Source organism: Roseovarius conchicola (assembly GCF_041403425.1).
GTDB lineage: Bacteria > Pseudomonadota > Alphaproteobacteria > Rhodobacterales > Rhodobacteraceae > Roseovarius > Roseovarius conchicola.
This window is the reverse complement of record NZ_JBGEHK010000001.1, coordinates 546855-569689: the sequence shown is the minus strand read 5'-3', so window position 1 is coordinate 569689 and position 22835 is coordinate 546855. Positions and strand designations below refer to the sequence as shown.

The following is a 22835-nucleotide window of genomic DNA, read 5'->3' as shown; positions in this document are numbered from 1 at the left end:
AACTGCCCTCTTGCCAAGGCGGTGATCAGCAGATAGATGCGACACCGACGGACCGATAGCTCAGCTGGATAGAGTACCTGACTACGAATCAGGGGGTCGGGGGTTCGAATCCTCCTCGGTCCGCCATCCTCTTAATGTAAGACGTCAGACGAAATTGACCTTTGCGTCATAAACTGACCCTATTCACCACGAACCGGATGTTTGTGGTTGATCCGCAAATGTCCGGTTCGACCCCTTAATCTGATGCCGTATGAGATCTCCGTGACGCCGATACGCAGATTTCTTCCTTTCCAAAGCTGCGACTGATGCTCTTGCCAGATTGGCGTGACCGGCCCTGAGCGGACTCTCAGCCCCTTTTCCGAATGCTGTGTTTGCAGCCCGCATAGCTGCCATTCGCATGGGCCAGTGAACTGCCCCTAGGATTTCTCCGTCCGGCTACTGCGCTCCTGGAAGAAATGAAAGATTATTGAGTCTGCCAACTAAATTGGTTGCTGATTTCGGCCCGCTTATGGATGCCAGCGTTCTCCCACCGCCGCTCGCTCGTCTTCTCGACGTCCATCCCATTCGTAACCTTCAGCGATGCGAACTAGCATTTGTGCTACTCTCGGGTGTGAGTTTCCAAAACGTGCAGCCAGATCGCGATATCGCTCGGCAAGTCGCCTTTCCTGCTCGCCACCATCGTACGGGCCGCGCGTCGTAACGCCTCTGGCATTTCGCACGCCAAGATCAAACTTCTCTCGGAGCCCGTCACTTTCAGGGCGTTCAAGGTAATCCAATATACAGACAGGCAACCAATCGTCCCATGGCCGGCGGCGTGCAAATCGAGCCAGCAACGCCCCAAGATGTGTTTCGGCAACCTCCTTACGATCTGCCTCTTCTGCCTCTGCCAAGGCCATGTCTGCCCATGTGTTGAAATCGTCCTGGTTTAAGATGCCACTTGCATCATCGCCTGGGACTATGTTCCAGCCCTCCAGCGCATGATAGGCCAGCTCTGCCAGAAACTTACTCCTGTCTTCGGGAAATTCTTGCCGGTCGGGCTCATCAGTTCCGTCTCGCCGTCGATAATGCCAACGAAGCAGCTCAACAAAAAGGCTCGGATCCTTGGGCAATTGTCGATGCACCGCCAGAGTTCTTTCGTGGTTGCGGTGGCCATACCGGCAGAGCAGTGGAACGAACGGAAGTTCTAGGTTCGCAATCTGCTCGTCAGCAACACCGTCGGCTGCGTCAAGGTACTTTAACACTTCGTCCAATCTGTAAGCGTCAGGAAATGGACCGTCTGGTTCTTCGCCTCTGGAAACCGCTTGAATAATGTCGATCCAAAGCGCCGCAGGTAGTCTATCGCCAATGAATTGAACGGCTGAAAACGCGGATCTAGGCCTTTGGGCGGCAAGAAGCTTAGCAACGGCGTATTCAACTTGTTCAACGGGCGTGTCATCCCAAACTCTTATTTGGGTCGACTCCCAAAACACGGAAGCAACGTCATCACCGAGTGCTTCAGCCACTTCCCATCCGATTGGCCGGCCGGGAAGGTGCTTTGCCAAGCGAGACCTCGCGTTTGCAGTATTCAAGTGGCCTTGCTGATCGAGGCCTCTGATAACACCATGTAAATCAATCCAACTCGCGCTCGACAAAACTTGTCTCAGAAACACATCCGACTTCTCACTCTCTTCTGCGAGCAATGCATCGCGCGACCATTGCACTGCCGCATCCACACTGGCCTCCTGTGGAAGCAGAACTTGTGCCACGGTTTCTGGCTGCTTTACGCGCAACGCGAACGACAGCAAAGCTTCGTCGCCCAGTTCTTCTCTGATTTCTTCCAGTGCTGCTCGGCGACGTTCTTGTACCAATGCGCTGCGTTCTTCCCATGAAAGACGACCTTCTCCCTCGCCTTCGACGAGCGAGCGCCACTCGACATGCGAGTTTTCAAATAGCCATTTGTGTCGAGATACTGCGGATTCTGGTTCCAGTGCTAATTCAAGACGACGGAGCGAAGTGACGAGTTGCTCGTCTTCCTCGCCCTCCTGATACGCCCTCATAACGTCACGACGTCTTAGGCTATTCCGAAGTTCTGCTTTGTCCTCATCCGACGCGTTTTCTGACCAACGCTCTGCCTCAGTCGGCATTGCTCTCGCCCACGAAGCGCCCCATGAAACTGGCAAAGCAGTACATGCAGGCAAATTGGCAGCCGGTATAGGGATTGATGACGTAGTCCGCGCTCGGCACTTTGGTGCTGGCGATGATGGACTTTGCGGTGGTTTCGTGGATTTGAAGCGCCATGTCACGGCTCCTGCAATAGGGAGATGCGCGGCCCCCAATCGGGGACCGCAATGTGCTTAGAATTTGCCTGAGTTGTTCCAGGTTTCCTTGGGGCCGATCTTTTCCTGGATGTCCCAGTGTTCAACGATCTTTCCACCTTTGAGGCGGAACAAATCGAAAAAGGCCCAGTCATCACCGCCCTGATTCACATGGCTGTAGATCACCACGAAGTTACCCTGACCCAGCAAGTGATGAACCTTGACATATTGCGCGGCTTTGCCGCTTTCCATCACCTCTTTCAAATGCGCGCCAAAGCCTTCCAACCCGTCGCCCACTTCCGGGTTGTGCTGGTCGTATTGTTCGGTCGAGATGTAGTCGGTCACCAGATCTGCGCGCCCGCCCATCAGCACGTTGTCGACAAATCCCTGCACCACCGCCTTGTTGGCCTCGGTCTGGTCGAGGTCTTTGATCTCGGTTAGGCCATCAACCATGGTGCGCCCCGAAACCGTTGGCCATTTGCACTCGGCGATCACGTCCCAATGCTCGATGATCTTGCCGTCTTCATCGGTGTCAAAGATGTCGGCGGTGACCCACTGCGCCTCCCCGTTACCAAGGTTCTGATATACGTGGCAGAAGACAAATTTACCGTCTTCAATTGTGCGCAAAACCTGAATGTCGCGGATCGGATTGCGTTCTAGAAACGGCGTGAAGAACTCAATGAAGCCTTCCTTCCCGTCGCGAACACCTGTGGAATGCTGGGTGTAGCGATCACCGGTGTACTTATCGAGCGCTTCGACCATGTTGCCGTCGCGGATGCCTTCCAGATATAGGCCTTTTGCGTTCGAGACGCGGATGCTGTCTGTCATGTTCTTTCTCCAATGTTGGAACTAGATGAGCCCTAAGAACCCGAGTAAGGCTGCCCGCCCTGACCATGCAACGATGGCGGACAAGGTGCCTGTGATCATCGCAGGAACACCCTCTTTCCAAGTGTCCCAAATCAGGTGACATCCGATCGCACCGACCGAAGTCCCAAGTAGTGCCAACGCACCCAAGGTGCCGATCCACGATCCCTGGAACCAAATGGCAATCGCGCCAAACAATTCGACCATGCCAGTCAAAGCCATGATCTGGCGGTTCAGCCCATATTTGATGAACATTGCCAGTTGAGTCTCAAAGATCATCTTTTGCCAACCAAAGATCTTGATTGAACTGGCGAACAGGAAGAAGGCAGACAATAGGCCAACAAAGATGGTGATTAGGGTCATGTGTGTGTTCCGTTTTGAGGTTGCTGGCCCCGTTCTGGAGCCAGCAATTTGCGTTATTGAAGGTTGACAACCACCTTGTTGCCCGGCGTGAAATCGGCGCCTTCGCCAAAGGCCACAACAAGACGGCCGGTTGATGTAACAGTAGCGGTTGCGCCATCAGCAATCGCAGCTGTGGAAGCGTCGGCGTCGATGTTAGCCGAAGTCGGGCCCGCACCGGTGAAGGTGTAGTAATAGCGATCAAAGCGCTCGGCCGGCATCGGGTTGTTGGCGGGCTTGGCCGTTTCACTGACAGTCATGGTCAGTGTGGACATATCTTCCGCCACGTCGATCTCATAGAAATTCACGAAATTTGGGATCTCGATATCTGCGCTCACCGTCGCGGCCTGATTGGCGTAGACATCGGCGCTGAAGGCGATGGTCGAGATCTCGTTTCCACCAGTCATTTGCGGGTCTTGGAAAGTGTTCGCAACGGTAAACATGGTGTCGGCAGAAGCAGCACCAGCCGTCAGGGCCACCGCGGCGGCCAGAATTGACTTATGAAACATGGGTTAGTCCTTTGATTGATGCGCGGCGCGGTGCCACGTCAGGATTGCGTTCTCACGAAAGGCGATGCGTTCTATCCATCCACCAAACATCTCTTCCATTCGGTCGATATGATCCGGGCAGGATTGGATGCATGCCGCGAAGCCATCGCCGCTTGCGGTAAGGTCGCAAGTTCCGATCGGCAACGTCACTTGCGCCTGGCCCGATTGGGCTTGAACGGGCACGCGTTTTGAAAAGTGCGCACAAAGCTGTTTGAGATATTCAGCGCCATGCGTCGTTCCGAATTGGCTGGTGGATATGATCATTTGTCGTCCTTTCGTGAGAACAAACTAGCCAATCCCGCGCCTTTCAATAATATAGAGCAAAGTGAAATCATTATTCAGTCAGGATGAAAGATGATCGATGACCTACGCGCGATGGCGATCTTTGCAACGGTTGCGGAAACAGGCAGCTTTTCAGCGACAGGGCGGCACTTACGGTTGGCAACATCGGGGATCAGCCAGCATGTGACCAAGCTTGAGGACCGGCTGGGCGTGACACTGTTCTACCGATCCACGCGGTCGCTCTCGCTCACGAATGAGGGTAAACGTTTGCTGGAGCATGCCCAACGGATGATGACCGCCGCAGAAGATGGGCTGAACAGTATTGTCGACATCAGCAACGAGCCGGCGGGCGCGCTGACCATTACCCTACCGGCTTTCATGGCGGGCAGTACCTATGAGCAGGCCATCTGGAGCTTCACCCGGCAGCATCAGGCGGTCGCTGTCACGATCAAGTACCTCGACCGCAATTTCGACTTGGTGGCTGAGGGGATCGACCTTGCCCTGCGCATGGGAGATTTGCCAGACTCGGCACTTCGCTCACGAAGATTGGGCAGCTTCGGTCGAAAACTCGTCTGCGCGCCATCTTACCTCAGAACGCTCCCACGAGTGGTCACGCCTGACGACCTCAAAAATGCCGACTTCGTAGCGATGGAGGGGTTGGTGGATCAATTTGCGTTACTGAAAGACGGTGAGGAACAAATGCTGCATACGGGCCGTGGCCGTGTCCTAGTCGACAATTTCGCGGCCTTGCGATCCGCCCTCTGCGCCGGATTGGGCATTCAACGACTACCGGCCATAGTCGCTAACACTGACCTGAAAACTGGCACGCTCATCGAGATATTACCCGATTGGAAAATCCCCGATTTAGGCACCTACGGCGTCTGGCCAGACACCAGCCGCCGCAGCTCTCTTACACGGCTGTTGATCGATCACATTGTCGCCGAAACCTGAAGATACGCTGGTAGTAGTGTCGGACCGAAATCACATCAGCCGCCATTGGTTCACTGCGCAGCATTTGGAAGAAAGGGCTCTTTTGACACCTACGCCGCTGATTCAACGAATGGCGGATCTGTGTGTTGGGTCGGAAATGCTTGACGTTTGGGTCAGAATTGAATGACGTAATTTTCCTGTTTCCTGAGGTTTTGGCAGCCGATTGAGTCAAAGATTCGTGACGTTCCACAATGCTTGTCGAACGTCAGACGAATTTGACCTTCGCGTCAGTAGTTGACCTTTTCCGCAAGAACCGGGCGTTCATGCAGAATGCAACGAATGCCCGGTTCGAGCCAAAGTTCCAAATGCTGCGTTACGCATAGATGGCCGCTTAGCGCTCAACTGGGTTCATCAATGGCTATGCCCATGCCAAGGAGGTTTGTTCCCAATGCGCTCGAGCAAGAAATCCATAAGCACTCGCACCTTTGCTGAGAGAACGTTTGTATGCGGATAGATCAACCAGAGCGCTGTGTCAGCCACGCTCCGGTAGGCTGGCAGAACGCGGATCAGGCGACCTGATGCAAGCTCTGAATGGACGCTCCAGAGCGAATGTGGTGCAATGCCAGCACCAGCCAGCGTCGCGACCTTATGACTATGACCATCGTCGATGATCAGATTGCAGCGGCCCAGGTTTGGGTCAAACTCGGCGAATGCACCATCATCTTTGACCAACCGGTGCGGTATGTCATTTCCGAATGCCACCAGGTGATGGTCTTGCAGATCGTCGGGCGTCTCTGGCTGTCCATGCTTGATCAAGTAGCCAGGTGAGGCACACAGGATGCGGGAGTCATCGGCAAGTTTGCGACCACGCAGGCTTGAATCCTCAAGGACTGCATTCCTTAACGCCAGATCGAAACTTCCATCGATTAAGTCAAACTGTTTGTCCGACAGCCGCAAATCCAAACGAAGTCCTGGGTGGTCTGTCATGAAGTCCGGCAGGATAGGCGCGATGTAGAGTTGTGCAAATGTGCTGGGCGCGGTGAAGCGCAACGTCCCCGATACCCTCGCTGTTCCCTGGCCAAGTGCGGCTCTAGCGGCGTCCTCACGGGCAACGATGTCTCTGGCATAGGGTAAGAACTCCACCCCTTCCGTCGAAAGCGCGACCTTCCGTGTAGATCGATGAAGCAGGTCTGCACCAACACTCTTTTCCAGTTTGGTCATCCAGGCACTGGCGACTGATGGGGCAAGCCCGAGTTCCCTCCCGGCTGCGCTAATGTTCAACTTGTCGGCGGCCAACACAAAGAGGCGCAGAGTGTCCGTTTCCATCATTATATCCAAAATCAGAAATATCTTTTCCGTTTTGACCCGGTTTATCCCGTTTTTGCAATAGCCCATATCCCCCGTGACATGCACTACTCAACAGGAGATACCCTATGACCTATTATTCCGTTCTCGCCGTCACGCCTTCCAGTGAAGACTGGATTCCCGATTATCTGCCGACCGCGAACAAGTTGGTCGCAAAGCATGGCGGCAAGTATTTGGCCCGCACCGCCTCACACGAACAAGTAGAGGGCGGTGAGCAAGCTGCCGCACTCCGCATCATTCTTGAATGGCCATCGAAAGAGGCTGCCATGAACTTTATGAATGATCCTGAGTACAAGCCAAATCTCGATGCGCGGACCGCAGGATCGGAAAGCTACCATTTCGTGATCGAAGGTAAAGACGATCTCGCCTGAGTTGCCGATCTTGGCCCGATGCATCGCATCGAGCCTACTTCAATGAGGACACCCACGATGACCCGAACTGCGACGGTGAATTACCATGTTCACGCATCCGAACGGCAAGCCTACCATATTGATGCCGGTGGCGTTGTCGGGAAAATCGTCTCGCCCGAACACGCTGTGTTCGAAGTCCAACTCACCGATGTCCGCACTGATAAAGGTGTGAGTTTTGACCGGGACAGTGTTGCGTTCCTGACCGTGCCTTCGACCGTCAACGTGTTTAATCAGAAGCAAACATGGCGGGAAACTTACGATCAGGAACTCACGAGCCTTCTAGTCCGTGAAGTGGGTGCAACTGAGGTCATTGTCTTTGATCATACTGTGCGCATCGATGACCCCAACGCGCTGCGCAAGCCTGCCCGCAATGTGCATAGCGACTACAGCCCCGAAGGTGCACATCAACGGCTGATTGACATACTAGGCAACGAAAAAGCCTCCGAGTGGTCGGAAGGGCATTACGGATTCATCAATGTGTGGCGTCCGATTGAGCAGCCAATAAATTCGGCACCTCTCGGATTTGTCCGGCCTTCCAGCGTGGAAGACGAAGACTGGCTTCGGCTCGACCTGATCTATCCTGACAGGCGAGGGCATATCATGGGGCTTGTTGCAAACCCGAACCACGAATGGGTCTATCAATCCCGCATGACGCCAGACGAGGTGGCTGTCTTCAACATCTACGACAATCAGGGCAAGCCGTCGGTCGCTCACTCGGCACTAGACATGATCGAAGACCCGGCGATCAACACAATACGCCAAAGCATCGAAAGCCGCACTTTGGTGCGTTATGGTGATTGAGATGGTAGACACGCAGGTTATGCCAGACGCAGCGACATCCATACCATTCCCCTCCCTGAACCGGGCCTACAACACCGTGTTCCGTCCGGGCGAACTGAGCGTTGGTCTGGTCGTCCCACTTGATGCTCATCACGGCAGCCCGGTGCCGGATATGGCCCGTCACATAGACCAGGCGTGTATGGCTGATGAGTTAGGTTTTGCCGCTTTGTGGCTTCGGGATGTGCCATTTAACGTGCCCACCTTCGGTGATGCGGGGCAGATGTTTGATCCGTTCGTATATCTAGGCCTTTTGTCAGGTGTGACACGTGATATCGCCCTTGGCGTGGCCAGCATAATCTTGCCCTTGCGCCATCCGGCCCATGTGGCCAAGGCAGCCGCCTCTGCTGATCAGTTGTCCGGTGGTCGTCTGTTGTTGGGCGTCGCATCCGGCGACCGGCCAGAGGAATACCCAGCTCTGGGAATGCGCTTTCCCGACAGAGGGGCAAGGTTCCGCGATAGTCTGGCCTATATTCGCGCCATGGCCGCCGAGTACCCGGCTCATTCCAGCCTTCATGGAACCCTTAGCGGGTCGATAGATATGTTGCCCAAGCCCGCAAGTGGGCGGCTGCCTATCCTTATCACGGGCGGCTCACAACAGAACCCGGAATGGGTCGCGACACATGGCGATGGCTGGATGACATATCCGCGGGACATCGCAACACAGACACAGGTGATCCAGGATTATCGTTCGCGTGCGGTAAAGGCTGGCGCAGATGTAAAGCCGGTCATGCAATCCCTCTATGTCGATCTCGTTGCAGAGAATGATGCGGGGCCGACACCAATCCATCTGGGGTTCCGCTCCGGCGTCGCGTTCCTGAAGACCTATCTAACGTCGTTACGTGACCATGGGATCAACCACGTCGCCCTGAACCTACGATTCAACCATGCCGATATCGAAGACACAATGAAGCACCTGGCCGACGAGGTGCTTTCAGAATTTCCAACAGAAAAGAGCATCCCATGACCAAAACCATTCTCATCACCGGATCAACTGATGGTATCGGACTCCTGACGGCTAAAACCCTCGCTGACATGGGGCATACTGTCATTCTTCATGGCCGGAGCGCGAACAAGCTTGCGTCGGCAGCGCAAGAACTCGAAGGCGATGTTGCCACCTGCCTGGCCGACCTGTCCTCACTAGAAGACACAGCGAAACTCGCTGAGGCGGTCACAGCCAACCACCACCGAATTGATGTGCTCATCAACAATGCCGGTGTCTACAAGGCGCCCAACCCGATCCTGCCAAACGGGCAGGATGTGCGGTTCGTGGTGAACACGCTGGCCCCGCACGTTGTTACCGAAGCGCTGCTGCCGATAATTCCAAGCGATGGTCGCATCATTAACCTGTCATCTGCTGCGCAAGCCCCCGTCGATCTTGCTGCCCTGGCCGGAGACAGGCACCTGGATGATATGGGCGCCTATGCGCAGAGCAAACGTGGCATTGCGCTTTGGTCGGCCCATATGGCGGCAACGCACCCAGACGGACCGATCTTCATTGCCGTCAATCCCGGTTCTCTGCTGGCGTCAAAAATGGTCAAAGAAGGCTTTGGGGTTGCTGGAAATGATCTGCAAATCGGGGCAGGCATCCTGCGCCGCCTCTCTTTGGATGACGATTTTGCCGACGCTTCTGGTCAGTACTGGGACAACGATGCAGGTGGCTTTGGTCATATTGATTTAGGACAAGCTAACGAAGTCTATAGCGCAATCGCATCGCTAACGAGGTGAGTGTCTGATTTTTTAGCTGAAGCAGATACTAAAAGTTCATTGTCGAATGTCTGGAAAGTCCGCATCTTACCAGTTCGTGCACGGCGCAGCTAACGGAAGGTTTGGGTCAGAAATGCTTGACGTTTGGGCCAATATTGCATGACGCGGCTCATTGATCAGATTCAGAAAAATCGCTACATCGAGTCAAAGGTTTGTGACGTTCCACACTTAAATTGGATGTCAGGCGGTTTTTGGGTCAGACTTCGTATCTGATACCACTCGGATGGCCAGCGTTGGCCCCAGGTTTCCAGAGCGCATGCAGCGCGCCTAAATTGACCGCCCTGGCGCTCGGCACTAATACTCGGCGCCATGCCTGTCCTGATCCCCAATAGCCCGCTTGAAATAACGCCGGCGTGGCTGACAAGGGCACTAGCGGCACAAGATGAATGCGCCGAACCAAGGGTGAGCAAAGTCGACGTTACGGCTGGCCCCAAATGGAACCTAGCGGATACCGCTTTTGTAAATGTCAGCTATGAAGATCCAACGACAGCTCTGCCCACGAAGCTCTTTGTGAAGATCAGGCAGGAACCCGACCCACTCTCCGCGATTTGCCCGGGCGAACAGAAATTCTACGAGACAGCGCAAGACAAAGACCTTCCGATTGCGCCTTGCCTGGCCTCTCTGAGTGACAAGGACAGCAGGGCAAGCTGCATCATACTTCAGGACCTGAGCAGAACGCATGAGGCGTCTCCGTGGCCATTGCCGCCCCCCGTCGCGCGTTGTGTTTTGGCTGTTCGGTCTCTGGCCAAGGTTCATGCCCATTGGGCACAGGCAGCGGATGATGAGCTGTATCAGCGCGAAACTCAGCTTGACGCTTTTGTCGCTGAAATGCTGCCGGGTTTTCTTACCGAAATGGGGGACCGGCTATCGGGGGATCGCGCCGCGCTTTTGGCGCGTGTCTGCAAGCGCATCCCGGAACTGAAGGCAACGCGTTACGAAAGCCCAAGGCCGGTTACGCGCATCCACGGTGATGCACATTTCTGGAACGTACTTTATCCGAAAGATGAAACGAAAGACGTGGCACGTCTGATCGACTGGGAAGACTGGCGCATCGATTTTGTGGGGCTGGATCTGGCATTGATGATCGCTATGCACTGGTATCCCCAACGTCGCGACCTGCACGAGGTGAGCCTGCTAAAGGAATACCTGCGCGCCTATAATGAATGCGACGTGGCGGAGATCTCATGGGAAGATTTCTGGCACGACTATCGACTCGGCCACATCTGCAACGCGCCAATCCCAGTTTTCCAGCACTCTGCCGGGAAAGATCATGCAAGCTGGTGGTCGCATCTGGAACGATGGTTCCTGGCATTTGAAGACCTGAATTGCAGTGAACTGCTTTGACAGATGGCCGTGCGATGCAAGCTTGGGTGTTCAATCTGCAAAAGCAAGTCAGCTGGCGCGCAGGGACACCTTTTGCGCCATGCCGGCATGGAAGGCCTCCCACACCTCGGCATAGTCGCTTCGCACACCGATGATGACCGGAATATCAAGGCTCAACGCGGTTTCAATCGCCCCGCGCATGCCTTTGCCTTCTGCCTCGGCGCGGCCAAAGCGATTGATGATCAACACATCCGGCCGCGACAACAAATCGATTTCCAACTGCCCGGCGACTTGCATCAGGGCGGACCAATCCAGGTGGCACCCCCGCGCTTGTGAACCTCGGTTTTCAGAAATCTGAACCCGCGCACCAGAGGCCAGATCAATCAAATGCATTTCACGGCAGTGACAATCACCCAAGGGCTCGCCCTTGATCTGCACATGACCGACCACTCGCCGTCCCTGCCCTCGCATTTGGGCAGCCAACGCAAGTAGCGCTTTATCATCCACGCCGTTCTGCCCCAAACGCACCTCGAACAAGCCCGCCTCTCCGGTGAAAAACGGTTCCGTGTCAAACCCTCCGGGCACCGTCAGAGAGGTGTGGTTGGGGGCTAGGGAATCTGGCAATCCATGGGTCATGGGACGGTCCTCCAACGCAGTCATCAGACCGCCGCAGCGTTATACGCCGGGGCTGCAGTACCCGCCAGAGCCTGCATCAAGATATAGGCAGTTCGTGGCGGCAAGTCGGGCGTCGCCAGTTCTTGTAGTGTCAGGGTCAGGATACTGTCCGAGCGGCAGCATGCGTCGGCCAGCGTGTCGATCTGCTCTTCCTGCGACAGGATACGGAACGCCTTGGCCTCAAGTGCCTCGTCTTCATGATCCATTATCTTATCCAGCGCCGCCTGACGCACCGGCATGGCTGCATCTCCCAACGCCACCAAGGCCTCGTCCGGGCTGGCGGCATGACGCACCGCTACGGCACGTACCAACGCATCGGTATCGTCAAGGCACGCTGATAAAGAGGCCGACGTCTCGGGATGCAGGGCCAGAGTATCTGCTGCTGTCGAACGGATGGATGGCATTTCATCCTGCAGACCCTGAACAGCGCGCAGGCACTGATCAGACGGCAGGTGACCTGCAGCGGCGCGATTGTAAAACGCACGCCATGCCGACAGGCGCAGAGGGTCGTTAGCCACGTTCAAGGCGGCGGTGACAGCCGTTTCAATCGCCTTGTCCGGAAGGTGACCGGCAATTCCAAAGGCAACGCGGCGCAGATCGTCGCCCACCTCGGAGGGGCCTTCCACCGCGCGACGATGGCGACGTTTCGCAGGGGTTTCTTCCGGGGTGTCCTCGGCAAGCTCCGTGTCGTCCGGCTCAAGCTTTTCTGCGGGTGGTGCGCCCAACATCTGGATCGAGGCAAGCGTGGATTGCGGAACGTCCTCGCCCGGTTCGGCCCCGGGGTCATCCTCGATGATCTCGCCATCGCGAGAAATCCGCAGATGCCCGCGCGGCGGCTGATCGACTTTGGACATGGCCAGATCGGGGCCGTCTTCTTCGGGATGCTCCACCAAGGCGCGGTCCGGTGACAGCAGCGTGCCGTCCATGGCCATGGCTAAAGCCTGAGTGGCGTCATCATCACCAGCCTCAGACAGAGCGGCGAGTTGGGTCAGCGCAACCGTGCGTAACTGCTGCGTTTCATTGCCCAACAGCCCAATCAGCGCCCCGGTTACCGGCAGGCCCGCCAGATCGCCGAGCGCAGTGACCGCCGCCAGACGCAGTTGCAAAGGGCGTTTATAATCCTGCGCCAGATCGGGCAGCATTGTCGCGGCCAGGTCGGGAGCCAGTCGCGGCAGCAGGCGCACGGCGGCGATGGCCAAAACTTCTTTGCCGTGGTGTGCCCAGGCGATGGCGTTGTCGACCAGAGAGGTCTGCTGTTCCCCTTCCAGCGGCAAGTCCTGATGAGCCAATGCCGTGGCCTGCACCGCCTCGTCGGGATCAGACAACGCCTTGAGCGCCAGATCGGGCTGCGCCGGGGCAAACCGGGTCAGCGCGTCACAACGGATAGTCGGATCCGGGTCACGCAAAGTAATTTCTTCGATGCGCGTGTCATCGGCAGCCAGCAGAGGCAGCGCCAGACGCCGAACATCTGACGAGTCATGCGTGATCATCACCTCGGCGTGGTCCATCAACAGGTCTGATTTCATATCCGCCAGCGCCTCGAGTGCACGCTTGCGGCCCAGGCCACTCTCGGTCTGCGCCACCGATAGCAACCAGATCGCCCCTTCACTGCCCATTTGCGCCAGCGCTGCAAAGGCTTCGGCATCAAGGGTTTGACCCTCTTCGTCATCGCGGGCGTCCAGAATGTCCTGAATGGCCTCTTCTGCGCGCATCTGGCCCAAGGCCTCGATCACGCCAAGCTGCACGTCCAGCCATTCATCCCACGGATCGCTGTCATCTTCCCACGCCACCTCATCTTCGGCGCGCGAGGCGACAAGTTTGCGGAAAATCGGGATCGAGGCGCGATCGTCAATCGCGGCAAGCGCCTTGATCGCAGCGTGTTTCACTTCGCGGACCGGATCGCCCAACAGCGACCGGCGGATTGTGTCGCCATCTTCAGGCTTTGCGCAATGCACCAGCGCGTCCATCGCATCGGTGCGGACATCGGGGTCCTCATCCAGCAGGCTGTCGAGCAAGGCAAGGCGAACGCGTTTATCACCGATCGCAACCGCCGCAGCGGCGCGCACGGCCCCGGTGCGCAGAACATCATTGCCGTTTTCAAGCTGGTTCAGCAGCAAGGGAACCGGATCGGGGCGATTGGCAAGGGGCATAGCGGAACTGTCATCCAACATCGGAGTAAGCCTGTGTTGTGAAAAATCTATAGGCTGCCCGGCCCTGTCGGGGGCCGGGCAAACAACCTGAAAGATCAGGCGATATCGCGGCGTGCGAAGGACATCGAGCGGAACTGGTGCTTGTAGGGGCTTTCACCCATCTTGCGCACCTTGCCGACACCCATCTTGTAGTTGTAGTTGCCGCTGATCCAGTCCACGACACGGCCCGCAAGAGCGTTCGCAGGCTGGGACGTATGCAGGAAGTCCATGTAACCAAGGTTTTCCTTCACCGCCGGCGTCACGATGGCCACAGCCGTGATCGACGCTTTGGTCAGCTCGATATGGCCGTTTTTCAGCAACGAAGCGAAGTCGAAATCGCTGCCTTCCACCCCGACAATCGTGTCGGTCTGAACCGGGATACGATCCGAATAGACCTGCACTAAATCGCCGGATTCGATGCCGTTGGCCTCGGCAAAGCTGGGATGGAGTTCGATCCAGTTTTCCGGCCAGCGCTGCACGATATAGGGCCGACGACGGTCGTCATAGCCCGATTGCCAGCGTTCGTTGATCCGGCCCGAGGTGATCCACAACTCGCCCTCGCGAGGCTTCATCCATTCCCAGTAGCTAGAGAACAGATCCCATGGCGCTTTCTGGATATTGCACTTGCCGGTCTGGCTGTTGAAGTGGGTCAACTTCTTGTTGAAGACGTTCTTGCCCACAGGCCCTTCTGCTGGCAATTCGCGGTTCACGTCATGCAGTCTTTTGGTGCCTTCCAACGTGCCATCGGCCTTCATCAGGACGGGACCCTGAATGCCGTTGGTGCCGAACTCGGCGAACTTCTCGTGCAGGGTCTTGCCTTCGCGCCTGGCGGCGACAAGCACCATGTTGAAGTCCTTGCGCGAGCCGCGCGAGTGCCGCGCGCCTTCTTCGATGACATCGTTGGAATTTTCCCAATCAAAGCCCTCAAAACCCATCTTCTTGGCCAGTTGCGCGATAATCCACCAATCCGGTTTCGCTTCACCCGGTGCATCGTAGAATTTGGGATAAAGCCGCAGACGGCGTTCACCATTGGCACGGGTGAAGGTGTCTTCACCCCAGCCCGAGGCCGGGAAGACGATATCTGCATACCGTGCCCCGATGGGATCGACCAGATAGATATCCTGGTTCCACACCACCATGCCGCCACTATCCGCCCGTTTTTTCAGCGTGTCGATAATGTCTTGTTTTTCAAAGCTCATCACCTGATGCGGGTTGCGGGTGGTCAGCTCGTCAAACTTAGCCTGCAGGGATTGACTGCCGCACATCGCCTGCACCCAGGTGGTGCCGATGACATGCGCCAGACGGGTGTGGCCGCTCATCAGATACCGGTCGGTATCCATTGCGCGACGGCGACGACCGGGCAGCTTTTCGGGCGATTTGTTGCGCGGATACCCTCCACCTCGCAAACCACCCCGCTGGTGCCCACCGGCCCGGCCAATCACCTGACCCGGACGTCCGCCCGCGCCAACCGTGATCCCCAGTGCCGAAATCGCCTGCGTGTTGCCGGTGTTGTTGGACCAGTAGAAACCCTTCTCGATCATGATCGAGGTTTTCGGGCGGCTGCCGTCGTCCTTGGGTTTGGCCATCCATTCGGCGGCCGTATAGATCTTCTGCACGTCGATCTGGGCGATCTCGGCGGCTTTTTCGGGCACCGCGTAATCCTGCGCCAGCAGCCATTCTTTCCAGTCGTCAAAGCCCTTGGTCTGGAACTTGCCCCAGGTCGTGCGCCACTGCCACGGGGTGTTCCGTGTGCCCTGACCAAAGCCGGACGAGCTTTCCCATTTGTTATTGACCCAGTTCTTGATCCACTCGTCATCCTGCCAGCCGTTTTCGACAATGACGCGCGCAATGGCCAGAACCACAGGCAGGTCGGTGCCGGGCTGGATGTCCAGCACGATGCCGCCATTCTTCTCCGCGAATGCTGTGCCCGCGGTGCGGCGGGGCAGAAGGAAGATCGTTTTCTGACCGTTCTGGATCGCCGGCATGATGTAGTCGGTGAACAGGATCGTCTTGGACTCATAGGGGTCGGTGCCGCACATCAGCAATGTATCAGCCGATCCCCAATCCTCGTAAGACGGGCCAAAGTTGTCAAAACCCGCATCCCGGAAACCGGGGGTCGAGGACACATCAGACGGCGTGTCGTGGAAGGTGAAGTTGGCCGTGCGCACATTACGCAACGCGTATTTGGTGATTGCGTAGGTGTTCTCCATATAGCCGTAAGAGAAGGTTTTGACGCCATAGGCATTGGTGCCGTGTTTCTTCAGCACGTGGTTGCCCACTTCGGCGGCGATGTCCATCGCAAAGTCCCAAGTCACCGGCATCAGTACGCCGAACATGCGCACCATCGGTGACTTCAGACGGTCCCGCGTCGGGGTCTGCGGGTTATAGACCTTCTGCGCCAGCGCCCCGCCACGAATGGACGAGTTGCCCGAGTAGTTCACGAAATCCGTGTCCTTGTCGGGGATGATAACCACATGGTGCGGTTCGCCATTATGCAGCACGATATTGTGCTGGTTGGGGGCGATCCAGGCGCCCAGCGGGCTAACCGGGAAATCTTCGCCAAAGGCATTCTGATCGGCCAGAGGGCCGCCATTGCGTCCACCGGCGACGGGCCAGCGATAGACTTTATACCCGCAGGCCACGATGCAGTAATCGCAGGCGGTCGAAATCACATCTGCATCTGGCGGAGGCAGCGGAACCGAGCTTTCGGGAACATAATATGGTGTAGACATGGGTGTGCTCCTTAGCCTTGCAGGTTGTCAAAACGGCCGTAGATCAGGCCAAACATGCCGACGGCGTAGATCTCGTCGCCATCCAGTTCCAACAGAACCTGCGGCAGCGATTGATAGGCCTGCCCCGAGATGAAAATCCCGTGCCGGGTCAGATCGAAGGTGGTCAGGTGCAGCGGGCATGGCCCTAGCGCCTTATCAGCGGCCTGATAGGTGCCTTGCAGCGGGCCTCCCTGGTGGGTGCAGGTGTAGTTGAACGCCACCACATCCTTGTCAGGACCAAGTCCGCCGCCGGCCTCCTTGCCCAATTTCACCAGAATGCTCTCGGCATAAGCGCCCTCATCCGGGTATTCGAAGTCGAAAGGCTCATCCACGGTCAGTTCGCTCAGTTTCGCGATCAGCTTGCGCGGATAGGTCGACACGACCGCCGGGGTCTGGGCCTCGGGCATGCCGGGGACACCGACCATCACCACCGTGGTGGCAATCCCGCTGGTCAGCAGGAACTGGCGCCGGTTGATCAGGCAATTGCGAGTGCCTGCTTGCTTGGCTTCGCCGTTTTCACCATTGATGGCTGCGGCGATTTTGGGATCAAGATCTTTCATATCTTGCGTCTCCTGTTCAATTGTTATCCGCAACGGGAAGAGGTTGCATTTCGGGCACGTCCGGCTCGTCTGGCAGGATCTCGTCACCGCTCAGGCTTTCCAGGAAGGCCACGATGTCGTCGATTTCCTCGTCGTTCAGACCCAAAGGCTGGATCAGCTCGGACTTGTTGGCCGAAAACTCGTTCTCGCCACCGCCTTCGTTGTAGAAAACCACCACGTCGCGCAGCGTCTCCAGCATGCCGTTGTGCATGTAAGGATAGGTGTACTTGGTGTAGCGCAGGCTGGGTGTGCGGAACTTGCCCTTGTCGGCCTTCTGCTTGGTGCGGAAGTAAAGCCCCGGATCGTCCTTGGTGGTGCGATACATCTCCTCGGTCGAGCCCTTGGCGAAGAGTTCAAACCGGAAGGTGATCTGGGCAATCGGATCGGTTTCCCACCCGTCGTAGGGCGGCACACCGGTGTTGTAATAGGCCTCGTCACTCAGCAGCGCACCGTTATGACACGCGGCGCAATTGGCCTTGCCAGTGAACAGCTCAAGCCCGCGCTTTTGCTGGTCGGTCAAAGCCGCGTCATCGCCATTCATGTAGTTGTCAAACGGCGTGTCGGTCTGCACCAGGGTGCGCTGATAGGCGGCGATGGCCATGTAGGCGTGACGCACCAGCGGCCAGTCATCGCCAAAGACTTCGCGGAAGGCTTCGCGATATTCCGGCACAAAGGCCAGGCGCGCTTCCATCATGTCGTCTTCACCGTTACCGGCGACCCCTCCGCGCGCGGCCGAGCGAGCCTGATGTTCAAGAGAGCCAGAGGCCCCTGCCCAGAACAGCTTGCCGTAGTAAGCCGAGTTGATGATGGTCTGGCTGTTGCGCCAGTGGGTCGTGCCGGGATATCCAAAGCTGATCTTGTCCTGCACGGCCCAACCGGCCGAGGGCGCATGACAGGCCGAACAGGGCATAGCGCCATTGCCCGACAAAAGCGGGTCAAAGAACAGTTTTTCACCCAGGGCGATCTTTTCCGGGGTCATCGGGTTGTCTGCCGGGATCGGCGGTTCGCCAAGTGCGGCAAGGTTGTCAGGCCGGTCCTCGGCCACTGCAGGCATGGCAACCAGGGTGGCCAGACTTACAGCGAATGCGGTCAAATGTTTCATAGTCCTGCCTCCTTAGTTTTGGACGTTTTTCCAGTCTTCGATCAGCTCATAGCCATAGTCGTCTTCACGCCAGACATACTGATCGACATCGAAACTCTCACCCGACATCGCCTCGAGATAGGCGACCAGGTCGGCCTTCTCGCTGGGCACAAGGCCAAGTGGTTCAAGACGGCTATCCTTCAGCGGATCATCCCCGCCCCCGGCGTCGTAGAAATCCACCACCTCTTCCAGTGTGGCAAAGGTGCCGTTGTGCATGTAAGGCGCGGTCCAGACCAACTCACGCAGAGTGGGTGTCAGGAATGTGCGCTTGGTTTCGGGCGTGTGGGTGCGGATGTAGGCGCCCAGATCTTCGCGCAGGTTCATGTAGTTTTCGACGCCCATGAACTTGGCATAGGTTACGAAGGCCGAATGGCGTGCCGGGTCTGCCCAGATATCAGGATTGCTGGGCACGCCGGTATTGTGCGGCTTGTCATCGGTATAGCGAGGACCGGAATGGCAGGCGGCGCAATTGGCCTTGCCTTCGAAGATGCCCTTGCCGCGCTCTGCTGCGGCCGACAACTCACCGGTATCCACCGGGGCACCGCGCGAGACGATGGTTTTCATGAAATCCATCAGCGCGTTGCGCGCGCCGCCATTGCCCGGCTCGGACATGCCGGCGGCGGCAAACATCTCGACATATTTCGGATCCTGCTTCAGCCGCTCCTGCATGATGCGCATATCCATGTTCATCAGGTAGGTTTCGGTGATCATCTCACGCGCGACATCATTGAGGTTGGTGCCCAAACGGCCATCATGCATCCAGGCATCGCGATACCCGACATTGGCCAGCGTGGGCACATTGCGGAAATGCGCGGCCCCCGAATAGGCCTGACTTAGTGCCTCACCATCGGTGAAGGCCATTTCGGGCGAATGGCAGGATGCACAGCTCAGCGAGGTATCCCCCGACAGGCGTCTGTCATAAAAAAGGCGTTTGCCCAGTTCGGCCCGCGCGGCATCAACATCCATCGGCGGAATCGGAACCGTGTCCTGCGCCATGGTTGCCGTGCCGGCGAGCAACGAACATATCAATGTTAGTTTTTTCAGCATATTGCGTCCCCTCAGGCCTTTCGGGCTGGCTGGGATCAGGTGTGCTATTTCACCTGATCGTTTGCATTGCAGAATGGAGGACCCAGACGGGCCCGCCATGAGAGAGATCAAGGCGCAACGCATAAATATCGGAGAAGCGACTCGCGCCTTGCGACAAGCTTACGACCTCATGCGCCCACATGTGTTGCGGGCAGACGTGCGTTTTGTGACTTATTGTGACGAAATGTGACGGACCCTGATCAAGGATGATCAGCCGGAACCTTTTGGTCAAACATAGTGCGAATTGTGCGTGCCAGCTTGGCCGGATCGACGGGTTTGTGCATCACTTTCGCGGGCAGCCCGTCGATTTTCAGGCCCGAGGGATTGTAGCCCGTGCAGACAATCACCGGCATATCCGGACGCAGTCGGCGCACCGCATTGACCAGTTCTTCCCCGCTCATTTCCGGCATCACCATATCCGAGATCAACAGATCGGGACGGTCGGGATGGTTACGGATATGCTCCAACGCCACCAGCGACGAGGTGAACGCCTCAACCCGATACCCCAGACGCAGCAACACGCGACGGAATGTTGTGGCGATCTCGGCCTCGTCATCGACCAGAACGATCCGCTCGCGACCGCGCGGCAAGGCGCTGTCCTCGGGCTGGGGCAATGGAACGGTGCTGTCCGCACCGGGAAGGCAAATGGTAAACCGCGCGCCCTGCCCCGGCGCGCTGTTTACATCAATCGTTCCACCCATTTCCTCGACCAGTCCGGCAACCACCGCAAGCCCCAACCCAGACCCTTTGCCAAGGGGCTTGGTGGTAAAGAAAGGGTCAAACAGATGCCGTTGAGTTTCGGCGCTCATCCCCGGGCCATTGTCCATCACTTCGAACAACACCCACCCCCCTGGTCGTGGCGACAGTGTCTCGGGCAGGCCCCCCGTCAAGCGATGAGCGCTGACAGTGATCACACCCCGGCCGCCGCCAATCGCCTCGATTGCATTGCGGCACAGGTTCATGACGATCTGATGCAGGTGGGTTTCATCGCCCAGCACCATCAGGTCTTGGGGCAATGGTTTATAGTTAAGCGTGATCGTCGGTGGCATAGCGGCGCGCAGCAGGCGCGACACCTCGGCAATGATCACACCAAGATCATTGGGTTGTGGCCGCCCCGGTTCGCGCCGCGCGAAAGTCAGCAGACCCCGGATCAGGCTTTGACCACGCCGTGCCGCGATATCGATCTGGTCAATCTCTGTGGCAATATCACTGTCCTCGGGCGCATCCATCGCTGCCAGATGGGCAGCGCCAACAATGGTCGTCAGGATATTGTTGAAATCATGCGCAATCCCGCCCGCCAACAAGCCGACCGCCTCAAGTTTCTGGGCGCGCGCCACATGTTCGCGGGCCTGACGTTTCTCGGTCACGTCCTCGCCGATGCCAATATAGTTCTGGATCGAGCCATCGGTGGCGATCAGCGGCAGGATCTTGGTCTCGGCCCAATAGCTGCTCCCATCCTTGCAGCGATTGCGGAACACCCCCTGCCAATCCTGCCCCTGATCCAGACGGGCACGGATCGCCTGATACTCTTCCTCCGGCGTATCGCCGGATTGCAGGAACCGCGGCGTGCGCCCGATCACCTCATCCCGGCTCCAGCCGGTGACTTTCTCGAACTGGCGGTTGGCATAGATAATTCGCGCATCGGTATTGGTCATGAAAATCGTGGCCGGGCTTTGCTCGACCGCCCGGGCCAGCTGTTCGTTGGATTGTTCAAGCTCTCGACGCTTGCGCAACTCGTTGGACAGTTGGAACAGCGCGCCACGCATGTCGCGTAGCAACAGGATCAGCATGAACCCAATCAGCAGCGAAGACATCACCAGCGCCGCAATCGACATGAACCCGATCCAAATTAACGCTTGCCCACGGCCAACGGCGGCCAACATGCGGTCGGTGCTGATTTGTCGGTTCACCGTCCAGATGCCTTCCAGATCGGCCAAGGCCTGAATGGCCAAATCATCCGATATGCGCACGGCTGCATCAGTACGCTCGATATCCCAGCCCTCCTCGGCAGCGCGAATGGCGACAGGCAGCATCAGGGCGTATTCTTCGATGGTGCGGCGCACGGCGATCAGCACGCGGCGTTCATCGGGCGCGATGTCAGCGGCCAGATATTCGTCGGTGGTGGCCCTGAACTGATCGATCTGATCGCGGGTGCGCTCAAGATATACCTCTTCACGGCGCAGCACATAGTTCTTGAAATTGTGGATAATGCCACCGTAGCCCAGATACCCTCGGATCGAGCTGATCCAGATCCCCCTGCGCCCCACGCTTTCGGAATAGTCCGCCCAGCTGGCTTCAATCTCGCGGAACTGGGCACGAGTCTGAACACCCAAAAACAACCCGAGCGACACCGTCAGAACCAGCAAAACAACTGATGCCAGGCCGATGCGTTGTGACCGTGAAACGGCATTTGCATTGACGGCCTCCGGCATAGGTTTAAACCTTTTTGTGGGTGCCCGTTGTGAAGGCGGGTAGAATTTGCAAGATAACAGCAAGTGGCAAGATGGGAAGACGGGGATGGAAAACCGCATTCTGGTTGTGGATGACGACGGGCAGTTAACGGCCTTTCTCCAGCGCTTCCTGAGCAAACACGGGTTCGACACCGATATCGCAGGAACAGCCGCCGAAGCGCGCGCGCTGCTGGCAAACAACACCTACAACCTCGTGGTGTTGGACCTGATTCTCCCTGACACGGACGGGCTTGAGATCGCTGGTGAGATCCGTCACGACTCGGGCACGCCCGTCATCATGCTGACCGCCCGCGACGAGCTTTATGATCGCATCGTGGGTCTTGAAGTGGGCGCCGACGACTACATCACCAAACCTTACGAGCCTCATGAGTTACTGGCCCGCATTCGATCGGTCCTGCGGCGCAGCAGCATCAACGAAACACAAGACAGCCCGGATGAACCACAAAGCATCCGTTTTGTCGGGCTTGAACTGAACCTTGCCCAAAGGCATCTGACCGACCTCGCCAGGAAGCAGATTGTGCCGTTGACCAGCACGGAATTCACCCTGCTGCACACGCTGGTCAAGAACGCTGGTTCGGTGCTTTCGCGTGAGATGATAATGGACGTGCTTTACGGCAATGCAGTCACGGTCACGGATCGCGCAATTGACGCTCACATCACGCGCCTGCGTCGCAAGATTGATCCCGAGGATCAAACCATTTCGCTGATCCGAGCAGTGCACGGCAAGGGCTATATCTTTGCTGCCGAACTGGACTGAGGCGAAGAAAGCAAGGCAGCGCGCTCCTGACAGACGTGACCTGCGCGCCACGGTTCACGATTGAATGACCTCTTTGGTCGCGTTTCGCCCCCCCTCGCCACAAAAAAACCAGAAATCATGCTCAGCA

Annotated in this window: 21 protein-coding genes and 1 tRNA gene; 8 read left to right on the top strand and 14 right to left on the bottom strand. The window is 57.2% G+C overall.

The genetic code is table 11. From position 1 onward, the window contains the following. The first annotated feature begins 49 nt into the window (after positions 1-49). A tRNA-Arg gene (locus V6N02_RS02640) sits at positions 50-126 on the top strand. A gap of 380 nt (positions 127-506) precedes the next feature. Here the strand turns inward: V6N02_RS02640 and V6N02_RS02635 are convergent. Genes V6N02_RS02635 through V6N02_RS02610 form a run of 6 tightly spaced genes read right to left on the bottom strand, consistent with a single transcriptional unit; the run spans position 507 to position 4369 of the window. Further along, complete coding sequence (locus tag V6N02_RS02635) at positions 507-2123, bottom strand: hypothetical protein (RefSeq protein WP_371223934.1); 1617 nt, start codon at positions 2121-2123, stop codon at positions 507-509. Beyond that, positions 2113-2277 (bottom strand): hypothetical protein, encoded by a 165-nt coding sequence (locus V6N02_RS02630; protein ID WP_371223933.1) that lies wholly within the window; start codon positions 2275-2277, stop codon positions 2113-2115. The genes V6N02_RS02635 and V6N02_RS02630 overlap by 11 nt, the downstream gene beginning before the upstream one ends. Positions 2278-2333: 56 nt before the next feature. Next, positions 2334-3122, bottom strand: coding sequence for a nuclear transport factor 2 family protein (locus V6N02_RS02625; protein WP_371223932.1), 789 nt, complete (start codon positions 3120-3122; stop codon positions 2334-2336). 21 nt (positions 3123-3143) lie between these two features. Then, the gene (locus tag V6N02_RS02620; RefSeq protein WP_371223931.1) at positions 3144-3521 is read right to left on the bottom strand and encodes a DoxX family protein; all 378 of its coding nucleotides are present in this window, start codon (positions 3519-3521) and stop codon (positions 3144-3146) included. Positions 3522-3574: 53 nt separating this feature from the next. Then, entirely contained in the window at positions 3575-4066 is a 492-nt protein-coding gene (locus V6N02_RS02615; RefSeq protein WP_371223930.1) for a hypothetical protein, read from the bottom strand. 3 nt (positions 4067-4069) lie between these two features. Beyond that, complete coding sequence (locus V6N02_RS02610; protein ID WP_371223929.1) at positions 4070-4369, bottom strand: DUF2218 domain-containing protein; 300 nt, start codon at positions 4367-4369, stop codon at positions 4070-4072. Between the two features lie 90 nt (positions 4370-4459). Between V6N02_RS02610 and V6N02_RS02605 the strand changes: the two genes are divergently transcribed. Next, positions 4460-5338, top strand: a complete 879-nt coding sequence (locus V6N02_RS02605) for a LysR family transcriptional regulator (RefSeq protein WP_371223928.1) — start codon at positions 4460-4462, stop codon at positions 5336-5338. Between the two features lie 390 nt (positions 5339-5728). Here the strand turns inward: V6N02_RS02605 and V6N02_RS02600 are convergent, their stop codons facing one another. Next, positions 5729-6712 carry a LysR family transcriptional regulator gene (locus tag V6N02_RS02600; RefSeq protein WP_371223927.1) on the bottom strand — a complete coding sequence of 328 codons (984 nt, stop codon included), beginning with the start codon at positions 6710-6712 and terminating at the stop codon, positions 5729-5731. Between the two features lie 38 nt (positions 6713-6750). On the opposite strand from V6N02_RS02600, the gene V6N02_RS02595 reads away from it, so the two are divergent. The 5 genes from V6N02_RS02595 (at position 6751) to V6N02_RS02575 (ending at position 11040) form a co-directional block, all read left to right on the top strand. Beyond that, a complete protein-coding gene (locus V6N02_RS02595; protein WP_371223926.1) occupies positions 6751-7053 on the top strand; it encodes a DUF1330 domain-containing protein in 303 nt (100 codons plus the stop codon). 57 nt (positions 7054-7110) lie between these two features. Beyond that, on the top strand, positions 7111-7893 hold the full coding sequence (locus tag V6N02_RS02590; RefSeq protein WP_371223925.1) for a CmcJ/NvfI family oxidoreductase: 783 nt from the start codon (positions 7111-7113) through the stop codon (positions 7891-7893). A 1-nt stretch (position 7894) separates the two neighbouring features. Then, positions 7895-8896: an LLM class oxidoreductase gene (locus tag V6N02_RS02585; protein WP_371223924.1), complete on the top strand. Its 1002-nt coding sequence runs from the start codon at positions 7895-7897 to the stop codon at positions 8894-8896. Continuing rightward, positions 8893-9657: an SDR family NAD(P)-dependent oxidoreductase gene (locus V6N02_RS02580; protein WP_371223923.1), complete on the top strand. Its 765-nt coding sequence runs from the start codon at positions 8893-8895 to the stop codon at positions 9655-9657. The genes V6N02_RS02585 and V6N02_RS02580 overlap by 4 nt, the downstream gene beginning before the upstream one ends. 441 nt (positions 9658-10098) lie before the next feature. Next, a complete protein-coding gene (locus V6N02_RS02575) occupies positions 10099-11040 on the top strand; it encodes an aminoglycoside phosphotransferase family protein (protein ID WP_371223922.1) in 942 nt (313 codons plus the stop codon). Between the two features lie 48 nt (positions 11041-11088). Here the strand turns inward: V6N02_RS02575 and V6N02_RS02570 are convergent, their stop codons facing one another. The 7 genes from V6N02_RS02570 to V6N02_RS02540 all read right to left on the bottom strand — a co-directional run bounded on the left by V6N02_RS02570 (position 11089) and on the right by V6N02_RS02540 (position 21912). Beyond that, positions 11089-11655, bottom strand: a complete 567-nt coding sequence (locus tag V6N02_RS02570; RefSeq protein WP_371223921.1) for a DUF2478 domain-containing protein — start codon at positions 11653-11655, stop codon at positions 11089-11091. A 23-nt stretch (positions 11656-11678) separates the two neighbouring features. Further along, entirely contained in the window at positions 11679-13844 is a 2166-nt protein-coding gene (locus V6N02_RS02565; protein WP_371223920.1) for a HEAT repeat domain-containing protein, read from the bottom strand. A 95-nt stretch (positions 13845-13939) separates the two neighbouring features. After that, positions 13940-16615: an arsenate reductase (azurin) large subunit gene (locus V6N02_RS02560; protein ID WP_371223919.1), complete on the bottom strand. Its 2676-nt coding sequence runs from the start codon at positions 16613-16615 to the stop codon at positions 13940-13942. An 11-nt stretch (positions 16616-16626) separates the two neighbouring features. Beyond that, entirely contained in the window at positions 16627-17214 is a 588-nt protein-coding gene (locus V6N02_RS02555) for an arsenate reductase (azurin) small subunit (protein WP_371223918.1), read from the bottom strand. A gap of 16 nt (positions 17215-17230) precedes the next feature. Further along, positions 17231-18355, bottom strand: a complete 1125-nt coding sequence (locus V6N02_RS02550) for a cytochrome-c peroxidase (RefSeq protein ID WP_371223917.1) — start codon at positions 18353-18355, stop codon at positions 17231-17233. 12 nt (positions 18356-18367) lie between these two features. Next, complete coding sequence (locus V6N02_RS02545) at positions 18368-19441, bottom strand: cytochrome-c peroxidase (RefSeq protein ID WP_371223916.1); 1074 nt, start codon at positions 19439-19441, stop codon at positions 18368-18370. A 239-nt stretch (positions 19442-19680) separates the two neighbouring features. Beyond that, positions 19681-21912: a hybrid sensor histidine kinase/response regulator gene (locus V6N02_RS02540; protein ID WP_371223915.1), complete on the bottom strand. Its 2232-nt coding sequence runs from the start codon at positions 21910-21912 to the stop codon at positions 19681-19683. An 85-nt stretch (positions 21913-21997) separates the two neighbouring features. Here V6N02_RS02540 and V6N02_RS02535 point away from each other — a divergent pair, with 85 nt between their 5' ends. Continuing rightward, positions 21998-22708, top strand: coding sequence for a response regulator transcription factor (locus tag V6N02_RS02535; protein WP_371223914.1), 711 nt, complete (start codon positions 21998-22000; stop codon positions 22706-22708). The last annotated feature ends 127 nt before the right edge of the window (positions 22709-22835 follow it).